Genomic DNA, 19327 nt, shown 5'->3' with positions numbered 1-19327 from the left:
TCTTTGAAAAAAGTATTCATTATTCATTCTTAATTATTCATTCGCCCATGAAGTACCCTATCGGAATACAGAGCTTTGACCGCATCATCGAAGACGGATATGTCTATGTTGACAAAACAGACCTGATTTACCAGCTTGCACAGGAAGGAAGCATCTATTTTCTGAGCCGCCCACGCCGCTTCGGGAAAAGTCTGCTGGTGTCTACCTTGGAACACTATTTCCTGGGACACAAGGAGCTGTTCAAGGGACTAAAGATAGACAACTTGGAAAAGGACTGGCACGTGTATCCCGTGTTTCATGTGGACTTCAACGGCTCCAACTTCACCCAGGCGGGTGTACTGGAAGAACGGTTGGAGGATTACGTGTCCGATTGGGAAACCCGTTACGGACTGACTTCCGAAGCCGACCGGCTGGACGTGGGAGGACGCTTTATCAAGGTGCTCCAAGCAGCACACGAGCAGACCGGACGACGGGCCGTGGTACTGATTGATGAATACGACAAACCGATTCTGGACGTACTCGATGTGGACACCGGTCTGGAAGACCGACACCGCAACGTGCTGAAGGCCTTCTACTCTGTGTTTAAGGGAGCCGATGCACACCTGCAGTTTGTCCTGCTGACAGGAGTGACCAAGTTCTCGCAGGTGAGCGTGTTCAGCGGGTTCAACCAGCCCAAGGACATCAGCATGGACCGACGCTACGAAGCGCTCTGCGGCATCACACAGGAAGAAATAGACCGTTACTTCCCGGAACCCATCGCGGAAATGGCACACGAATATGGTTTTACGCCGGAAGAAATGAAACAACGTCTCAAGCTACAATACGATGGGTATCATTTCAGCAAACAGATGACAGACGTATATAACCCTTTCAGCCTGCTTAATGCATTAGACAGCCAAAGTGTAGATGATTACTGGTTCCGTTCCGGCACGCCCACCTACCTCATCCGGCTCCTCACCCATTTCAACGAGAACCTCAACGAGCTCACCGGAAAATACTACCGCCCGGAAGAGTTCATCGACTACAAGGCGGATGTGGAACAGCCCCTGCCCATGATTTTCCAGAGCGGATACCTCACCATCAAGGACTACGACCGGGGTTTCAATACCTTCCTGCTCGATTTCCCCAACAACGAGGTGAAGAACGGCTTCCTGACCATGCTGGCCGCCTCCTACCTCAAGCCGGCCACGGAAACCGGAGGATGGATACGCAATGTGGTAGTAACCCTGCGGAAAGGCGACACGGACAGCCTGCGTACCCTCTTCACGTCTTTCCTGGCCAGCATCCCCTACACCATGCGACGCAAGGAAGACGAGACCGAACGCGAGCGGTATTTCCAGTACACCTTCTACCTGATTATGCGGATGGTCAGTGTCTACACGGTCTATGTGGAGAAGGCACAGAGTCAGGGACGGGTGGACTGCATCGTGGAGACACCGCAATATGTCTATATCTTCGAATTCAAGCTGGACGGTACGGCCGAAGAGGCTCTTCAGCAGATAGAGGAAAAGGGCTATGCAAGGGAATATGCCTCCGACTCACGCACGCTTTACAGGATAGGTGCCAGCTTCTCTTCCGAAACAGGAACTATCGGTGACTGGAAATGTGTATGAGAATAAACTAATCAACCTGCTATAATGATGATACAACAAACCACCTTTACCCTCCGGCCGCGCACCCGCGGCTTTCATCTGGTGACGGACGAGGTGCTGAGCCACCTGCCGGCACTGCCCAAAACCGGACTGCTCAACCTCTTCATCCAGCATACCAGTGCCGGACTGTCTATCAACGAGAACTGCGACCCGGACGTACGGAGCGACATGGAAAAAATTTTCAATAACCTGGTGCGCGAACGGGAGTCCTGGTACGACCATACACTGGAAGGCTGGGACGACATGCCCGCCCATGCCAAATCGACCCTGGTGGGTGCCAGCCTGTCCATCCCGGTGACCAACGGACGACTGAACCTGGGCACGTGGCAGGGAATCTACCTCTGCGAATTCCGCAACCACGGCGGAGGGCGGCGCATCGTAGCCACCCTCATCGGGGAATAACAAGGAGGGAGGAGTCCCTCGTCAGAAAGCGGGCTGCGGAGCGGCAAGGCTGAGACTGTCGGAGAAACATTTTCCGGCTTCTCCGGTCAGCACCACCCGCGACAGGTCGATTCCCTCGGCGGCTTCTTCCGAAATGACACCCTTGGCGGCCATTCTGCGGGCCACCAAGCGGAAGTGTCCTTCCTGGTTCTCTTTCAACCGCCCGCTGGCATCAAACGAGCTGCGGAAATGCTTCGGCTTCGGGATGATGGAAGCCAAGTAGATACATTCCTCCAGCGTCAGTTGCGACGGACGCTTCCCAAAATAGAATTCCGAGGCTTCCAGCAGACCATAGATTCTCGGCCCCCATTCCGCGATGTTGAGATACACCTCGAACATCCGTTCTTTCGAAGTCAGCCGGTTCTGCTCAATCAGCCACACAATCAAGGCTTCTTCCAGTTTCCGCGCGATGTTTTTCCGGCGGTTCAGAAACACATTCTTGACCAGCTGCATGGAAATCGTGCTTCCCCCACGGGCGAAACGGCGGGCTTTCAGGTCGTAGGCCATAGCCTGACGGATGGCGTCGGGCAGGAAGCCCTGATGATAGAAGAAACCGCCGTCCTCACTTTGCAGCACGGCCATGCGCATCAGCTGGGGCACACTGTCGAGCGGAAGGAAGTGGTTCCACGACGGTCCGACCGGAAACGTGCGTACCGGCATTTCATCCTCGTAGGCGGTATATTCAAACTCTTCCGACATCTTGCTGAGATTGGTCGTTCCATAGCCCAGAATCCGGAAATGCTCCGGACGCAGGTCGGAATGGAACTGCAGGCTGTCGGGACAGGCCAAGTCGGCATCCAGTCCGAAATCGTAGGACAGGTTGCCTGCCACCCGGATGCCCTCCAGATTCTCGAACAAGCCATGGGGTAAAGAGCCGAACAGCTCTTCGGCCGGGAAAGAAGGCTTGTGGATGGACGCAATCAGATGGGCGGGCGGTTCCAGGCGCAGGTAGGGATGAAACTGCAGACGGTTGAAACGCACCGTACTCGCGCTGTCCAGTTCCAGGGCATGCGGCTCCACGTTCAGATGGAAATCCAGTTCCCCCTCGTCCAGGTTGATGCGCTCCGGCGACAACCGGCGGTGGAACACGGCCAGTCCGTCCACTTCCGTTTTCCCGGACAAGACCAGTTTTCCGTTCTCCTTCTGCTGGGTGAAACTCAGGTAGAGGCGGTTGAAAGACACCTCCGCTCCCAGCCTGCGGCGGATATAAGGCACCATCAGGTCGGGGGCCTGAATGCCTACCGACACCCGTCGCTCGTCAGCATTGATTTCACCTTCGGTCTGCCAGTGCTGCGTGCGTGCACCCTCCACGAAAATGAGCCGGCTCTTGAAACGATGATGGTCAATATTGAATTCCGGCACGAACAGGCTGACCGAATCGCTGTCCTTCCGCTCTCGAATCCGGAGGTTAGTCAGCCGTCCGTCGGAAGGCAGCAGACGGAACACCCCGTCGAGCACCAGTTGCACCCGCTTGTCGTATCCCGCATGAGAATGGTCCTGCGCGGCCTCCTCCCCTCCCGTCCGGCTGCGGAACAGGAAGTCGTAGTTGGCCGTCTGATTCTCCTTCACGAAACTGACCGTCAGGCCGTCCATGTACACATTGCGCACCTCCACATTGCCCTTCAGCAGTTGCCAGAAGCCCAGGTCGAACGCTGCCGAACGAAGCGTCAGCAGCGTGTCCCTTCCCTCCGGCACCACCGACAGTCCCCCGAGGGAAAGCCGTCCGGTCCCTTCAAAGCGCAGGCTCTCATAATGCACATCCAGCCCGTAGCGTTGTTCCACCTGAGCAATCTTCTTTTCCGTCAGCCGGTTCAGGATACGGTTGCGGAAAATCCACAATCCGCCGGCCAGCAGAAAGAGGCACACCAGCAGGCCCGCACCCGTATAAATCAGTATCCGTTTCATAATGTTCGCGTCTATGCCACAAAGGTAAAAAATATTCGCTGAAAACCTTCGGAAAATTTCATCCGCATAATCCGCAATTTCAAGCCGATAGTCGCGCTCAGGCAACAAACAGGAACAAAATCAGCTTATTCTGTTTGCATTCAATCATTTCTGCCGCTATTTTTGAAAAAAAAGAAACATTTTTATTCACATTTCAACATATATCAGAGGCAAGACTAAAGAGCGGACACATCCCTTCACATTTTAACGGGATATTCCCTGTGCCTGCTATTTATTTACCTGCTTCAGGGGAATAAGCACATAAAAAGGAAATACTATGAAACAAATTGTCAAACTGTTTGGAATGATGTTCTGCGCCATGGCCATGTACGCCTGTGGAGAAAATGACGAGCCCACAATGAGTTCCCTTCAAGAGCAATTCATTGACGTAGAAAACGGAGAATACACAGAAGGCAGTCTCCCGGTAGGTGATAATATACAAATGATACAAGCTGCCTCATTCGATGAAACGGCCCTCCCTGGAGGAACCTCTTACCTTACCTTGAATGCCAATGAGGAACTCGATTATGTCAATATCGGTGTGCAGGGAGAAAGCGGATACCTCAAAGTGAAACTGGATGCCCCAGTGACCGCCCAAGGCCGTGCCACAGAAGAAGGAAAGATTTACATCTATACCATACTGGTACTGCTCAGCCAGAACCTGAATGAAAACTTCATCCTTGAATTTACCACCGTAAACAGACGAGGAGAAGTGTCGCCGAGATTCACAAGCCAGACCCACTATGTAGAGGCCGGGACCGGCGACTTGCAAGTCAATCTGCGTTTCAGCAATGAAAAAGATGTAGACTTGTATGTGGTAGAGCCCAATGGAAACATCATCTATTATGGCCAGATTTTCCCCTACTATTCAGAGCAGTATCAAATATTCAACGACTGGCTGGAAAACGGAAATTACTATGATGAGCCAGACATTGAATGGGAAAAAATCGGACTGGACATTGACTCCAACGCCGGATGTGATATCGACGGAACGAACAGTGAGAACATCTTCTTCAACACAGACTGCATGCAGAAAGGCACGTATCAGGTATGGGTAAACATGTATGCCAACTGTGACCCTTCCACTGCCACAAGCTATACCGTCAGGGCAACCTATAAAGGAAGTGCCGTCATCCCGAAATCAGGCTCAAACCCTGCTTCAGGAGTTTTCCCGGCAGGCACACCCGACAACAGCATTGATGATGAACTGACCGGAGCCACGAAAGTGATGGAATTTACCATCAATGAGGGTATCGAACCAGGAAGAAGTGCGGCCACTTCTCCGCAAAAGCATCTGCTGAAAACCGAATTCAACATGCTACTGGCAAAATAAAAATGTATCTTCATTCACTCTAACAGGACATATCTAATCTCTCTTTTCCGTTCCGTACGCTCAGGCACCTCCTTTTGCACGTTTCAACAGGCAGCCGGATACGTACGGAACGTTTTTTATGCACAAGAATCGCGACAGCAGTCATGAATATTCCAAAAGAAATCGTATCTTTACACCATAATCCATTTTATTAACTAAAAACTTTAGAATTATGGCAAGTAGAAAATCATTGAAAAAAACCGTCAACTATATCACCGAAGTGGCAGCAGGACTCTGCCTGGTAGAATCGGCCAATGCCAATGCGGAAAAACGGGAGGCTTACAGCCAGCTGTTTCTCCAGATTATCAACTTGCGCAACGACATCATCAGCCGCATCAGCCACACGGAACCGGGCAGCGTGAAACTGTTCTACAAGAAGCTGAGAACCGACTTCAATGCCGAAGTGGACAACGTGTTCAAGAAACTGGAAGAACTGGCCAAATAAGTGCGCATGAAACAAGCCATCTGCCGGTTTATCTACCACAAACTGCTGGGCTGGAAAGCAGAAGTGGATGTGCCCGACTTCAAGAAGTGCATCATCTGCGCGGCCCCGCATACCACCAACTGGGACCTGATTATCGGGAAACTGTTCATCACGGCCGTAGGCCGCCAGTCGGGCTTCCTGATGAAGAAGGAATGGTTCTTCTTCCCACTGGGCATCCTGTTCCGGAAGATGGGAGGGATTCCCGTACACCGCGACAAGCGGACGTCCATGGTGGACCAGCTGGTAGAACGAATCAAAAAAAGCGATACGTTTCACCTGGCCATCACCCCCGAAGGCACTCGCTCGGCCAACCCGGAATGGAAGAAGGGGTTCTATTACATCGCCCTGGGAGCCCAGATTCCCATCGTACTGATAGGCATAGACTATCAAAAGAAATGCATCAAGGCAGGGAAATACCTCATGCCGACGGGCGACATTGAAAAGGACATGAAGGAAATCAAGTCGTATTTCAAGGATTTCAAGGGGAAACATCCCGAGAAATTCACCGTGGGAAACATCGACTGAAAACGTATGCGAAAAACGCTTCGGCGTTTACTCCAAAACGCAAGTGCGTTTCAACTAAAACGTAAGTGCGTTTTGAGGAAAACGCAAGGACGTTTTGAATGAAACGTAAGTGCGTTTTTATCCAAAGGCCAAGACGTTTGAAAGAAAAGGGAAAGCCTCCTCATTTTCAACAAGTTGAGGAAGCTTTCCCTTTTTTATCACAAATGACGATAATCTTCTCGGAGTCCGGTTTATAAGCCAAACTTATATCCCACGGAAAGCGTCAGCATGTGATAGTGGGCGCCAATCACATCATTCTTGGCTTCTTTTCCCAAGGAGAGGTCGTATTGCAGCTTGGCATACCAGTGGTGGATTTCGATGCCTATATTGGAAGATACTCCCCAGTCAAAGCGGCGGGACTTTTGATAGAGGTAGAGATTGGAATGTCCATACTCATCCTCCCCATACACAAAACCGTCATAATACTGTTCATACATTCCCGGGAGGCTTCCCTCTAGATAGTAAGGATTACTGTCAAACTTGTTTTTCAGGCAGAAAGCCACGTAGGGTCCCACACCGAAAAACAGTTTGGTGTCTTTGCTCAGGTTCCATCTGAACTGGGCCATCACCGGTATCTGCAGGAAATGCCTTGTCTGTGACACGTTCTCTATCCAGGTGGAGCTTTCATTGCTGTAGATTCCCCCGTTGGAAATGGAATATCCCCTGAAGGTGTAAAACAAGCCCGATTCAATGCCGAAATGGCGGGTCAGATTGAAGTCGGCAGCTACCCCGATTCTCGCAGAAGGTCTCCACTCCTGGCCCCATCCGTATCTCTGTACGGCAGAAATACCTGCTTCGGGAGCCAATGTCACATTTTGTGCGTACACTCCGCACACGCTTGCCATCAGCAGGCAAGCCAAAACTACTTTTTTCTTCATCACTCTCTAATTTAGAATTTAAAAGTTGCTTTCGTATCCTCTTTTCTTTCGGAAAAGAAGAGAACGGCGCAAATATATACAATCAATATTGTATTTATATGGTGCGAGAGTGATTCTTTGTGGCTTTTTGGCGTCTTTTGAAGAAATTTATACCTAAACATTTCCCCATATTCAGAGATTCTCACAGCTTCGATACTCCTATGAAGCATACCTCCTCTTCCTGATTTTTCAAATTTTCTCAAGTATTTGTATAGGAATGCCTGTATATCCGGAAATCTTTTCCAGCGGAACCGCATCCTTTTTCATGGCCACTGCAATCTTTATGACGGAAGGCTGCACACAATCTTGAAACAACAAACCGGAAAGATGTTTTATAGCTTTCAGAAGTCTTTCCCGGTCCTGCTCCCGACTGAGATCCATACCACTGAACGCTGACACTCGGTGATGAAGTATCATATAATAGATTCCTCCCACAAGCAATGCTGACACAGCCACGATGTCTGTATCTGAATCAGAAAATAAATCTGCAAATCTCTGGCACAAAGGAAGAGTGTGGAATTCTCTCAACTGAGCGGTACGGCGGCTCGTTTCATTATCCGTGGCAATTTCCCATCTCAACAGCTCCTGCATAATCTTGTTGTCCCACAGAGAATTGAAAAGATTACATAAAATGTCTTCGTAATACGTTTCGTTATTCTCGCCCGAAACAGGAACTTTCACCACGCCGCTGAACCAGTAATCAAACTTCTTGACATATTCATCGATGAACGCATCCAAGTCCTTGTATCTCCTGTAAAACTGCACAGGCTCTATTTCCGCCTTCTGCATTATCCCTGTGGTAGTCAAACGGCTGAACCCGCCTTTTTCTATCAAAGTGGTAGCTGCTTCCAAAATCGATTTTTCCACGTCTTCCGCGCTCCTTCTTTTCCTTCGCTTTTCCATTTTCTTTCAAAACATTACTTTGTATATTTTTCAAGCATACCGCTCAGATTATCAGGTTGTAAAAATACCATTTTTTACCATATCTTTGCAATTCTCATTCCATCAAAATATTATTTATAAAAAGAAATATCTCAAAACGACATTTTTCAATCCCGTCGGAAACAAAACGGAGGGGCCGTCTTCATGCAATCTGAGACGGCCCCTCCGTGGGTTCTGCATCCATTTGAAATCAGGGACTTACAGCAGTGAAGCGATATAAGCCTTCATTTCGGGAACTGCCTTGCGGACTTCCTGATACAGCTTGTACTGTGCCAGCGTGCGCACGTAATTGTGCTCGGCATATTTCGTCTGGTAATAGGTATCCCCGTTGAGGTAATCGGCCAGGAAACGCACGGCCTGCATGTAGGGGAACAGCATCACGGCATAGGGCAGCATCTCGATTTCCAGCGGAGTGAGGAAACTCTTGGCCGATTCGATGTATCCCTTGGCAAAGGCCCGGAAAATGTCCATGTTGAAGTGAATCTTGTCCAGGTCGGGTTCGTCTTCAGGAGCGGTGTTGGCTGCCGAACGCAAGAAATCACCGAAATCGGAGAACACAAAGCTCGGCATGGTGGTGTCGAGGTCGATGACACACAACACGTGGCCGTCCTTGTCGAACAGCATGTTCGATACCTTGGTGTCGCAGTGGCAGATACGTTTCGGCAATTTGCCCTCACGATACAGACGTTCGGCCGCGCACATCTCGTCGGCATCCTTTTCGATATCGTCCACCAGCGACTGTACCTTTTCCAGACGCCCTGCGGCATTCTGGGCCACGGCCTCACGCAGCTGCTTCATGCGGAACTCCATGTTGTGGAAATCGGGGATGGTCTCTCCCAACTTTTCCGGAAGGTCGGCCAGCATGGCTTCAAACTCGCCGAACTTCACGCCCACCAGATAGGAAGATTCCGGTGTCACGGCCTCCAGCGTCTGCGATTCGGGAATGAACACGCATACGCGCCAGTAATGTTCCCCGTCGAAATAATAAGTCTTACCCTCGGCAGTGGGCAAGAAACGAAGCACCTTGCGGTCGATATCCGTTTCATGCGCCTTTTCCAGCTTCTCCCGGATATGGCGGGTCACGCACTCAATATTATGCTGAAGCAGTTCCACATTCTGAAAAACCTGATGGTTAATACATTGCAGAATGTAGTCGAACTCTTTCGAATCTGCTGTCTGTACCTTATAAGTACGGTTTATCAGACCGGACGTCAAAGGAATAATTTCCCCTACCTTCCCAACTCCTGGAAATTGTGAAATAATTTCATTAAGCGATTTCATGGTTATCAAATAAATTAGGTTTATAATATCATTTAATTAGAATATATACTTTATATTGCCTATTTCCAAAATATTCTAAGTTTCTTTCGCTGCAAAGATAGGGAAGTTTTACGGAAAACCGTCATTCCACAATCAAATTTTCTGTAAAATCTTTGCAATATCACAAAAAGTTTATAGATTTGTGCCCGTTAAAAAACTAAACTCTATGAAAGCCACCATGAAAACACTGGCAGCAATGATGATTTGCTGCTTCATTTCTGCCTTACACGCAGAAAATATCCAACGCCCGGAAAGCGAAAACTATATAAAAGGTGTAGAAGCACTCAACGAGGGAGACCCCGCCACCGCCTATACTTACCTGAACGCTGAAATCAACGAGCATCCGGACAACGGTTACGCGCACTGCTATATGGCGCTGATTTGCAACTTCTGCCAGGATACCAAACTGGCACTGGAGGCACTGAACTCAAGCCTGGAACTGATTCCGGAAGCCGACAAGGAATACCGCTCGTTTGCACACTACTCCAGAGGCGTGCTGCTCACCAACCTGAAAATGTGGGACCGCGCCGAAGAGGACCTGAACGAGGCTATCCGCCTGAATCCGCAGGACGTGGAGAACTACAAGTCGCGTGCACAGCTGTATCTCGAAACCGCACGCTACGAAGAGTCGTTCAACGACCTGACCCGCGCACTCGAGCTCGACAGCAAGGCCGATGTGAACGACCTCGTACTGCAGCTCATGGCTGTGGCTCCCAGCAATGAACTGATGGAGCGCATCACGGCCACATACCAACAACTTGACCAAGTCACAATCCATTAATAACAATCCAACGACTTGGATTTTCACCCTGAAAGCCATCTCACCCCCTGAGATGGCTTTTTTCATTTGCAGAAAAAAGAATGATTTACTACATTTGCAAAAAATCGGATTTTACTAACATTTTATCAACAAAACAAGAATGAATCGAACAAAAGGGCATCCAAAAGGACTTTATCTTCTCTTCGTAACGGAGATGTGGGAACGCTTCAGTTACTACGGCATGCGCGCACTGTTCATGCTCTACATGGTGCAGGCGCTGCTTTTCGACAAGGAAACGGCTTCACAAGTATATGGCAGCTACACGGGACTGGTGTATCTCACCCCGCTCATAGGCGGATACATTGCCGACCGCTACTGGGGCAACCGACGGTCGATTGTGGTGGGGGCGCTGACCATGGCACTCGGACAGTTCCTGCTCTTCCTCAGTGCCTGCTATTTCCATGAGGTGGCACTGGCCAAGTACCTGATGTTCTGCGGACTGGGCCTGCTGATTCTGGGCAACGGCTTCTTCAAACCAAATATCTCGACCATGGTGGGACGGCTCTATGCACCCGACGACAACCGCAAGGACTCGGCCTTCACCATTTTCTATATGGGTGTGAACGTGGGTTCGACCATTGCCCCACTGGTGTGCGGACTGGTGGGCAACACGGGACATCCGGAGGACTTCAAATGGGGATTCCTCTCAGCCTGCATCGGTATGGTGCTGGGTGCGGGGGTGTTCCAGCTCTTCAAGAACAAATACATCTGCGACCCTGACGGGAATCCGGTGGGTATGGTACCCCAGAAAACTGTCGCCGCCACTCCTGCCGCCGGGGATGCGCCGAAAAAGACGGGCACCGGACGTACGGCCCTGATGATTGGCAGCACGCTGCTGCTGACCCTGCTTTTCTCGGTCAACTGGGGGGCGGAAGGTGGTTCTCTCTTTGCCGGAGCCGACTGGATTGGCTCGCTGATTTATGCTACGGCCATCGTGATGCCTGTCATCATCATTACCGACCACTCGCTGAACCGGAAGGAGAAGGTGCGTATCGGGGTGATTTACATCATCGCCTTCTTCGTCATCTTCTTCTGGGCTGCCTACGAGCAGGCAGGGGCTTCACTCACCTTCTTTGCCGACGAGCAGACCGACCGCCACATCGGCAGCTGGGAGATGCCGGCCGCCTATTTCCAGTCGTTCAACCCCATCATGATTGTCACGCTGGCCCCGATTTTCGCCGCCGTATGGTCGTTCTTGGGTAAGAGGGGCATCGAACCGAGTTCTCCACGCAAGCAGGCCATCGGACTGGGATTGCTGGCCTTGGGCTATCTGTTCATCGCGTTTGGCGTGAAGGACGTGGAACCCGGCGTGAAAGTCAGCATGGTGTGGCTCACCGGCCTCTACCTGATTCATACCATGGGGGAACTTTGCCTGGCGCCCATCGGTCTGTCGCTGGTCTACAAGCTCTCGCCGGCCCGTTTCTCTTCCCTGCTGATGGGCGTGTGGTACCTCAGTACCTCGGCTGCCAACAAGTTTGCCGGACTGCTGAGCGGTTACTATCCCGAGCACGGAGTGAGCAAGAGTTTCATGGGCTACCCCATCGAGAACCTGTTCGACTTCTTCATGCTCTTTGTCTTCATGAGCGGGGCTGCAGCCGTGATTCTTTTCCTCCTCTCCGGCAAGCTCAAGAAAATGATGGAAGTATAAAAACTTCCTGCACATACCGACAAAAAAACGCGGGCCTCTCTACCAAGAAGGTCCGCGTTGTCTTTATAATAAGTTCCTATTTGAAAAAGCCGATTACTTCATCAGCTCTGCCAGTTTGGCCTCCAGGTCTTCCCCACGCAGGTCGCGTGCCACGATGGTTCCGTCTTTTGAAACCAGCAATGTAGCCGGAATGGCACGGATGCCATAGAGTCCGGCAGCTTCACACTGCCAGCCCTTCAGGTCGGACATCTGCGGCCAAGTGATGTTCAGGTCCTTGATAGCCTTCTTCCAGCTTTCGGCGTTGTTGTCCAAAGACACACCTACGATACCGAAACCTTTTGCCTTGTATTTGGCGTAGGCAGCCACTACGTTCGGCATTTCCATGCGGCAAGGTCCGCACCAGCTGGCCCAGAAATCAATCAGTGTATAGTTGTTGGCAGCCACGAAATCCGACAGCTTCACCGGATTGCCTTCCGGCGTATTCAGGGTGAAGTCGATGAACTTCTGTCCCACAGCCGTCTTGGCTACCGTTTCCACGTATTCCTTCAGAGCCTTCACTCTCTCGTCGTTGGCAAAGGCAGCCGGAATCTTTTCCAGCAACGGCTGTACCTTGTCCACTTCGAAAGAAGAGCTGAACATGGTCAGCAACTGTACACCGGCTGCGCTGCCGATGTTTTCAGACACCAGCTGATAGATGCGGTCCAGTCCTTCGTTTTCCTTCTGGTCGAGCACCTTCATGATGGAATCACGCTGTGCTTCCGTGAGCAGGGTGTCGCCTTTTGCCTTCTGATACATGTCGTTCATTTCCTTGCCGATACGCTGGTATTCGTCCATGAACTTCTGGTAAGTATCATTGTTCGGTGTACCCGAAACACGGCTTTCCATCGGACTCAGGTTCACCTGGATGTTTCCTTTTTCCACAAATACCATGGTAGCCATCCGGGTATCACCCTTCATGTAAGTCACATAACGGGATACGGCTACTGAATCCGGATTTCCCTTGAATTCAAACGTTCCGTTCTTCACTACGACAGAATCGAGGGCCTCAAAGCCTTCTGCCGTCTGTTTCTGCAAGAACACGGTGTCGCCGTCGGCTGCACCTTCGGCTGTACCTTTGATGGTAAAGCCTGCCTTTTCCTGACAAGCAGCCAGAGACATCAGTCCGGCTGCAGCAAATACTACAAATTTTTTCATCTTGTTATTATAGGTTTTATTCCGATTTGAAAATAACGGGGCAAAGATAATCGTTTCAGGGGAAATGCCTCTATTTTTACAAAAGAAAAAGCAGACAGCACAGCAGATAAGCGCCCCGGCACACCTCGTCGGGCAATCCCGCGTAGTGCGTCAATCCGCTAAAATCAAGCGAAGAGAAGAACAGGGTGATGAAGAGCAACACCACAAAATACGTGGCCCGGCACCTGTAGAGATAGGCCATGCCTTCCACCACATCACGGTCACTCAGATAAGAGTCGGAAGCAAAGCCATAGACGATAGACGGCAGAGCAATGCCCAGCGAGCACACGCCCCACAGTCCGTCGGCGAGCGGAGAACCTGCCAGCGTACCGATGGCGCTGCGCACCAGGTTCCACGGGCCGAAAGCCAGCAGGACACAAAGCCCCGCATAAGCCAGAAACGTCACCGTCGCCAGTCCCAATGCCCGCTTCTCCTTGCGGGAAAACTTGCGCGTGCCGCCCGCCATCCTCCGGCAGGCATTCCCCAGTCCGGAATGCACAAACAGTCCCACCCCGAAGAACAGACACACCACCACCTGAAACACCGGCGAAAGGAGATAATCGTCGAGAAGGGTACGCAACAGCCACCGCAGCCCTTCGTCGCTCAAGAGGCTGCGTACCCCTTCCCATTCATAAATGCTGCCCGTCCACGACAGCAGCGCCGTGAGCAGGAACAGCAGCAGGAAGCAGGTGGCCGGATGCAGACTGAATTTATTCCTCATCAGGTTCCAGGTTATCAATATCGAGGATGCGGAGCTCGAACGCCCGGGTCACCAGCCGGCAAGCATTCACCCCCGTCCGTTCGTCGGGACGGAACAGGCGGTTCACCAGCTCGTTCTGCCGTTTCTCGATGGATTTCACGCCGAAGGGCATCCCCTTCAGGTTGGTAATCATCTCCTTGGTGTAGCCCAGTGCCAGGTGACGCAGCAGGCGCTCGTCGTATTCGTCGATGTCATAGTCGATGATGGCTTCCTGCCGGCGCTGTTCCACTTCGACCGTCTGCATGAAGCGGGCCACGATTTTTTCCAGTATCGGTTCGTTGAACACCAGTTTCTTGCCATCCATCACCGCCTGCACGTCGGTCGCCGTCAGCAGTTCACCCGTCTTCAGGATGATACCCACGGCCCCCGCCCGGAGCGCGTCCACCCACAACTTCTCGTTGAGGATTTCTCCGGTAAAGATAAGCACCTTCAGTTCCGGCCGTTCCCGGTGCAGACGGGCACAGATTTCCACACCGATGGTGGTGGAGCCCCCCAGTCCCAGGTCGAGCAGCACCATGTCGGGCGTACACGTCTCCATCAGTTTCCAGAACTCCTCCTCGGTCATGGCCGTACCAATCACCTCGGCATTCGGTATCTCATGACGGAAAATCTCTTCCGTCCCCTTCAATTCCAGTTTGACATCTTCTACGATGACCACCTTAAACTTCTCCATGTTGTCTTGACTTTATATTTTTCTCATTCGTTATTTCTTGTTTCGTTTCGGCAGGGTAAACCACACGCTGAATCCCTTCCCTCCGCTCCACGGACAGGCATTGATGCGGCAGCCCCTCCGCCCGCCATACTCGTCATGGTCGCGGATAATCTGCTTGCACACCAGGTATTCCGTGCCCGAGAGATGCGAACCGTCGCCCGACGGACACATCCGCTTCTTGTCGGGATAGAACAAGGCATTGAGCACTTCCTGCGAGTAGGTGCGGCGCGTGTCGATGAAGTCCACCCGGACAAACCCGTCTTCCTCCTTCGCCTCCAGCCGCAACGTGCCCGATGCCTCCTCGCGCAGCGCCTCATCCATCAGGTTCTCCAGCAGGAAAAGCAACAGCACCCGGTCGCCCGTCACCCACAACGGAGGCACCTCGGCCTGCCATTCCAACGTAAAGTTCCGCTTGCGCATCATCTTCTTCAGGTATTTTCCAGCTCCTTCGGCCAGTTCCTTCACGCTCACCTCCGTACGGCGGAATGTCACCTCCTCCAGCTGCCGCGATGCACACGAGCTGAGCAGGGTAAATATATCCTTGTAGTATCCGACCAGCTCCGACATATTGTTCAGCAGCTCCTTCCGCTGCGCTGCCGTCACGTCACCACTCAGGCGGTCGGCCACCTGCTTGATGCGGCTCGGATAGTAAATCGTTTCATGCTTGATGGTAGACAGACAGTTGTCGAGCACCATGTTCTGCACGTGCAACTGGTTTTCCTCGAAGAGGGAGCGACGGGCCTCATCCTGTGCCAGCTCGATGTCGTGGAACTTCCGGTTGACCCGTACCACCACATTATACAACACCACTGCCAGGTAGTTGCACACCATCTCTACCAGCAAACGGTCTTCCTCGCGGCTGTAGGCACGGGCCAGTTTCAAGGCCAGTACCCCCACACAATGCTTCTCGCCTCCGGTCTCCACCCACAACGGCAGATAGCTCCATTTCGTAGCGCCCGTCCACTGCATCTGTCCGGTGTCATAACACCGCTGCAATCGTTCGCGCAATTCCTCCTCCCCTTCTTCCGGTGCAAAGCAGACAGTTTTCAGTCGGCAGGTCTCCTCATCGTACACTGCCAGCGCCATGTTCTCCAACAGAATCATCTCGTTCAGCTCGTTGAACATGCGGCGGAGCATCTTCTCCAGCACCTCGTCGCCCAAGGCCTCCGTGCCCGAAACCGCCGAGAAAAGTGTCCGGTTCACCACAAACACCTGCTCCATGTTGTAGCGGTAATGCAACCGGTGGCGCAGGTAGAGCGCATAATACGCAATCAGGCAGCCGCACACCAGAAGCACGAACAGCGACAAGGCAATCCGCTTGTTGCTGGCCGAGCGCTGCATCTGCAAGCAATACTCCTCGAGCGAGTTATCCTTGCTCAGCCGCTTGTAGAGCGACGCATAAGCTGCATTGTTATAGCGGTACTTCCGGAAATCCTTCACGGCCAGTGAAGCCACCGCCGCCTCGTTACGCACATCGAGCAAGATGAAATAATCCGTATCGAACGATTCGGCCAGCCATTCGAGTTCCGCCCCGTCGCCTTCCCCTTCCAGGCGGAGCAACGGCCCGTTCTTTCCCGAATAACGGAGGTAGTGGGCATTCATGTAATACAGCACACTGTCGGCCAGCACCAGTGCCGTGGCATGGTCGCCCTGCACGTTGCACTCATACACCCAGTTGGCATAGTCGTTGGCAATGGCCAGCAGACTGTCGTAAGGCGCCACCTTCCCGCTGTCGGCCACAGGCTCCACCGGTTTCCGGCCGGAGGAACAGGCCACTCCTACCAGCAGGCAGAAGCCCAGCCACAACAGACCCGCCATCCGCCGCGCCCCCTTCGGCAAGCGGAACGAGAAACGGCTGCCCTTTCCCAGCGTACTCTGTATGTCGAACCGGCAGACCGCGAACATACTGTTCGTCTTCCGGTATTTCTCGATGATTCCCTTGCAGTTCATCAGCCCGAACCCATGTCCTTTCTGACGCTGAAGCTCCGCCGCGTCGGCCGCCGTCTCCATGCCGATGGCCCCGGAGTCGTACACCTTCTCGCCCAGGATACGCGAACGGTCCTTCTCCGAAAGCCCCGGTCCGTCGTCCTCCACCGCAATCTCCACATAGTCGGGTGTTTCCTCCGCAGACAGGCTCACCCGCCCCCCTTCTTGCGTGTACTTGCGGGCATTCTCCACCAGCGTGTTCATCATGAAAAGGGTCAGAGCCTTGTCGGCCTTCACGCAAGCCGTGGTCTCGCCCACCGTGAGCGTCTGTTTCTTCAGCTCAAACGAACGGCGCCCCTTGGCGATGATGGCAAACAGCTCCTCCAGGTCGAAGTTCTCGATGTGGAGGCTCAGCGTGCCCTGCCGCATCTTAATCCACAAGGCCAGTATGTCGTTGTATTCATTGATTTTCGTCACCAGTTCGTCGATGTACACCAGTTTGCCGCGGCGCACCGCCTCCCCGCTGTCCGATGGCAGGGTACGGAGCTTGCGCACCTCGTTCACCATCCGGTCGATATAAGGCACAATCCCCGTCACGATGGACAGGCACGCCTTCTTCACCTCGTTCTGGCGCTTGTTCTCCATGAGATGCAGTTCGTGGATATACTGCTCCTTCTCCAGCCGCTTCTGTTCCTCATCGAGCGATACCAGGTTCATGCCGTGCTCCAGCGTCCAGGCCAGATAAGGCAACAACAGCCGGATGAGAGCCTGTTCCTCCTTGCGTACGGGAGCCGCCAGCCATATCCACAGCCGTCCCACCGTCACCGGCTTGCCCGGCGACTGAAGCTCGAACACCTGCGGAGTGCCCTCTTCCTTGCCCGACGGGACTTCCTCCGCCTCCCCTTCTCCGTCACAGAAGGTAATGCACACGTCGCGCACCCCGAACAGTGCCTTCAGCTCCGGCTTCATGACCTCGGCTACCGCTTCGGCCACCTCCTCCCGGCTCGTAGCCGAAGCAGGAACCGCCCCCGTAATCTGCTGGCAAAGCCCCAGCACCCGCTTCAGTTCCGTGAGGTACACCGTATTCTTTTGCCGCCACGAACGGTTCAGCCAGACAAACAGCACCACCAGCACCAGGAACCCCGCGGCCACCAGCCACAAGAGCACATTCAGCTGGCCCGTCTCCTTTTCCAACGCCGCATAGCGGCTCTCCAGTTCCTTGTCCTGCCGCGTGTAGTCCAGAATATCCAGGTACACGTTGCGGTTGTAGTCCGACTCCGCCTTGCAGCCCATGGCCGAGTACGTGCGGCTCAGCTGTTCCCGCAGACGGGCAATCCATTCGGGCACCGTATTGATACCCTCGTCGTTAATCCACTGCAGTTCGATGGAAGTCGTCCCCCCCGGCTGATACGCCTGCAGACGGTCGAGCGAATCCGTGCAATGATAATATTTCTCGTGATGCAGATTGACATAATTCAACGCCTTCTTCAGATTGACCAGCGCCTTTTCCGGCTGCCCGCTATAATTGTAGAAAGTGGCCAGCGTGCGATACGTTCCCGAAATCTGGTACCAGTCGCCGTAACGCTTGAACAGCCCCAACGCCTCCCGGGCAAACACCAGCGGCAGACTGTCCACCGGCAGACTCTCCGGATTGACCAGCCGCAACAGCCCCGCCCGCTTCTCGCTCAGCAGTTCCCGGTTGCTGCGGAACACCAGCAGTTCCGCCATGGCCTGCAAGGCATTGGCCTCGAAATAAATATACCCCCGGGCCTGCGCCACCTGCAGACACTGCACCAGGTAGCCGAACTCCCCAAGCGTCACCTCCTCGCGGGTAGGCGCCTCGTACATACCGCCAGAGCCCCGCATATACACATAATACAGCCACTGCGCCGTATCCGCCTTCAGGGCTTCTTCGGGCACCGCATTGATGGCCTCCAAGGACTCCTTGTCCTGTTGCAGATAATAATAATAAATTCCTGAAACGATGTAGAACTCCGAGACGGCATAGTTCAGCCGTCCCTCCAGTCCGTTCTTTTCCAGCGAAGAACGGTCCTCGTTGATACGCCGCAGACGCTGCATCGCGCTGTTATGATAATCATAGAACTCCTTGTTCATGGACGTACGCTGGCAGATTTTCATCATCCCCACGTCGGCCACCAGCCGTTCCAGCTCGTTCTTGCTGGCCTCCGAAGCCTTCCGGAACAAACGGGCCGCATGCTCGAAGTCCATCCGCATGAACGCACAGAACCCCATGTTGTTCAGGGCCTCCGCCCGACCCGACGCATAGCCGTCGGAACACTTCAAGGCTTCCGTAGCCGCCCGGGACGAGAGCGACAAATCCTTGTAGCGTGCCTCATACGCCACCCGGTTCAACGAATCCACCCGGGCATGCCCCCCATGAGACAACGGATGCTGGCACGAAGGCCACAGCATGGCGCACACCAGGCAAATCAGCCCCCACATCCCTATCTTCCGAATACTATTCTCCATAAACGCACGCGTACAAATCCAGACAAATGTACGAAGTTCCCCTCTAAAAACCACCCCGCCGTGTGATAAAAAAACAAAAGAGAGATTGCAGCGTCCGCACAT

15 protein-coding genes are annotated in these 19327 nt (G+C 52.9%); 7 read left to right on the top strand and 8 right to left on the bottom strand.

The features are described from left to right. Positions 1 to 47 precede the first annotated feature (47 nt). Together OIM59_RS05085 and OIM59_RS05080 are read left to right on the top strand one after the other, a co-directional pair. On the top strand, positions 48 to 1613 hold the full coding sequence (locus OIM59_RS05085; RefSeq protein WP_303895487.1) for an ATP-binding protein: 1566 nt from the start codon (positions 48 to 50) through the stop codon (positions 1611 to 1613). A gap of 27 nt (positions 1614 to 1640) precedes the next feature. After that, positions 1641 to 2054 (top strand): secondary thiamine-phosphate synthase enzyme YjbQ, encoded by a 414-nt coding sequence (locus OIM59_RS05080; protein ID WP_303898167.1) that lies wholly within the window; start codon positions 1641 to 1643, stop codon positions 2052 to 2054. A 21-nt stretch (positions 2055 to 2075) separates the two neighbouring features. Here OIM59_RS05080 and OIM59_RS05075 read toward each other — a convergent pair whose 3' ends face one another. Next, positions 2076 to 3998: a transglycosylase domain-containing protein gene (locus tag OIM59_RS05075; protein WP_303895485.1), complete on the bottom strand. Its 1923-nt coding sequence runs from the start codon at positions 3996 to 3998 to the stop codon at positions 2076 to 2078. A 316-nt stretch (positions 3999 to 4314) separates the two neighbouring features. Here OIM59_RS05075 and OIM59_RS05070 point away from each other — a divergent pair, with 316 nt between their 5' ends. The 3 genes from OIM59_RS05070 to OIM59_RS05060 all read left to right on the top strand — a co-directional run bounded on the left by OIM59_RS05070 (position 4315) and on the right by OIM59_RS05060 (position 6418). Next, on the top strand, positions 4315 to 5370 hold the full coding sequence (locus OIM59_RS05070; protein ID WP_299169455.1) for a hypothetical protein: 1056 nt from the start codon (positions 4315 to 4317) through the stop codon (positions 5368 to 5370). A 211-nt stretch (positions 5371 to 5581) separates the two neighbouring features. Next, complete coding sequence (locus OIM59_RS05065; protein ID WP_204477296.1) at positions 5582 to 5854, top strand: hypothetical protein; 273 nt, start codon at positions 5582 to 5584, stop codon at positions 5852 to 5854. A gap of 6 nt (positions 5855 to 5860) precedes the next feature. Then, a complete protein-coding gene (locus OIM59_RS05060; RefSeq protein WP_072543939.1) occupies positions 5861 to 6418 on the top strand; it encodes a 1-acyl-sn-glycerol-3-phosphate acyltransferase in 558 nt (185 codons plus the stop codon). 230 nt (positions 6419 to 6648) lie between these two features. Here OIM59_RS05060 and OIM59_RS05055 read toward each other — a convergent pair whose 3' ends face one another. The 3 genes from OIM59_RS05055 to OIM59_RS05045 all read right to left on the bottom strand — a co-directional run bounded on the left by OIM59_RS05055 (position 6649) and on the right by OIM59_RS05045 (position 9597). After that, positions 6649 to 7335, bottom strand: coding sequence for a porin family protein (locus OIM59_RS05055; RefSeq protein WP_299169470.1), 687 nt, complete (start codon positions 7333 to 7335; stop codon positions 6649 to 6651). Positions 7336 to 7563: 228 nt separating this feature from the next. Then, the gene (locus tag OIM59_RS05050) at positions 7564 to 8241 is read right to left on the bottom strand and encodes a TetR/AcrR family transcriptional regulator (RefSeq protein WP_303895482.1); all 678 of its coding nucleotides are present in this window, start codon (positions 8239 to 8241) and stop codon (positions 7564 to 7566) included. 273 nt (positions 8242 to 8514) lie between these two features. Next, positions 8515 to 9597 carry a phosphotransferase enzyme family protein gene (locus tag OIM59_RS05045; protein WP_299169476.1) on the bottom strand — a complete coding sequence of 361 codons (1083 nt, stop codon included), beginning with the start codon at positions 9595 to 9597 and terminating at the stop codon, positions 8515 to 8517. A gap of 205 nt (positions 9598 to 9802) precedes the next feature. Between OIM59_RS05045 and OIM59_RS05040 the strand changes: the two genes are divergently transcribed. Together OIM59_RS05040 and OIM59_RS05035 are read left to right on the top strand one after the other, a co-directional pair. Further along, positions 9803 to 10417: a tetratricopeptide repeat protein gene (locus tag OIM59_RS05040; protein ID WP_299169479.1), complete on the top strand. Its 615-nt coding sequence runs from the start codon at positions 9803 to 9805 to the stop codon at positions 10415 to 10417. A 139-nt stretch (positions 10418 to 10556) separates the two neighbouring features. Beyond that, entirely contained in the window at positions 10557 to 12104 is a 1548-nt protein-coding gene (locus OIM59_RS05035) for a peptide MFS transporter (RefSeq protein ID WP_299169483.1), read from the top strand. A 93-nt stretch (positions 12105 to 12197) separates the two neighbouring features. Here the strand turns inward: OIM59_RS05035 and OIM59_RS05030 are convergent, their stop codons facing one another. The 4 genes from OIM59_RS05030 to OIM59_RS05015 form a co-directional block, all read right to left on the bottom strand. Further along, positions 12198 to 13298 (bottom strand): TlpA disulfide reductase family protein, encoded by a 1101-nt coding sequence (locus tag OIM59_RS05030; protein ID WP_303895479.1) that lies wholly within the window; start codon positions 13296 to 13298, stop codon positions 12198 to 12200. Between the two features lie 76 nt (positions 13299 to 13374). Continuing rightward, a complete protein-coding gene (locus tag OIM59_RS05025) occupies positions 13375 to 14058 on the bottom strand; it encodes an AbgT family transporter (protein ID WP_303895477.1) in 684 nt (227 codons plus the stop codon). Then, a complete protein-coding gene (locus OIM59_RS05020; RefSeq protein WP_072542268.1) occupies positions 14048 to 14770 on the bottom strand; it encodes a DUF5932 domain-containing protein in 723 nt (240 codons plus the stop codon). The genes OIM59_RS05025 and OIM59_RS05020 overlap by 11 nt, the downstream gene beginning before the upstream one ends. A 30-nt stretch (positions 14771 to 14800) precedes the next feature. Beyond that, positions 14801 to 19225: a DUF5113 domain-containing protein gene (locus OIM59_RS05015; RefSeq protein WP_303895475.1), complete on the bottom strand. Its 4425-nt coding sequence runs from the start codon at positions 19223 to 19225 to the stop codon at positions 14801 to 14803. Positions 19226 to 19327 lie beyond the last annotated feature (102 nt).

The organism is Bacteroides mediterraneensis (assembly GCF_025993685.1).
Taxonomy (GTDB): domain Bacteria; phylum Bacteroidota; class Bacteroidia; order Bacteroidales; family Bacteroidaceae; genus Phocaeicola; species Phocaeicola mediterraneensis_A.
The sequence above is the reverse complement of the archived record's forward strand: the minus strand, read 5'-3'. Positions and strand labels throughout refer to the sequence as shown.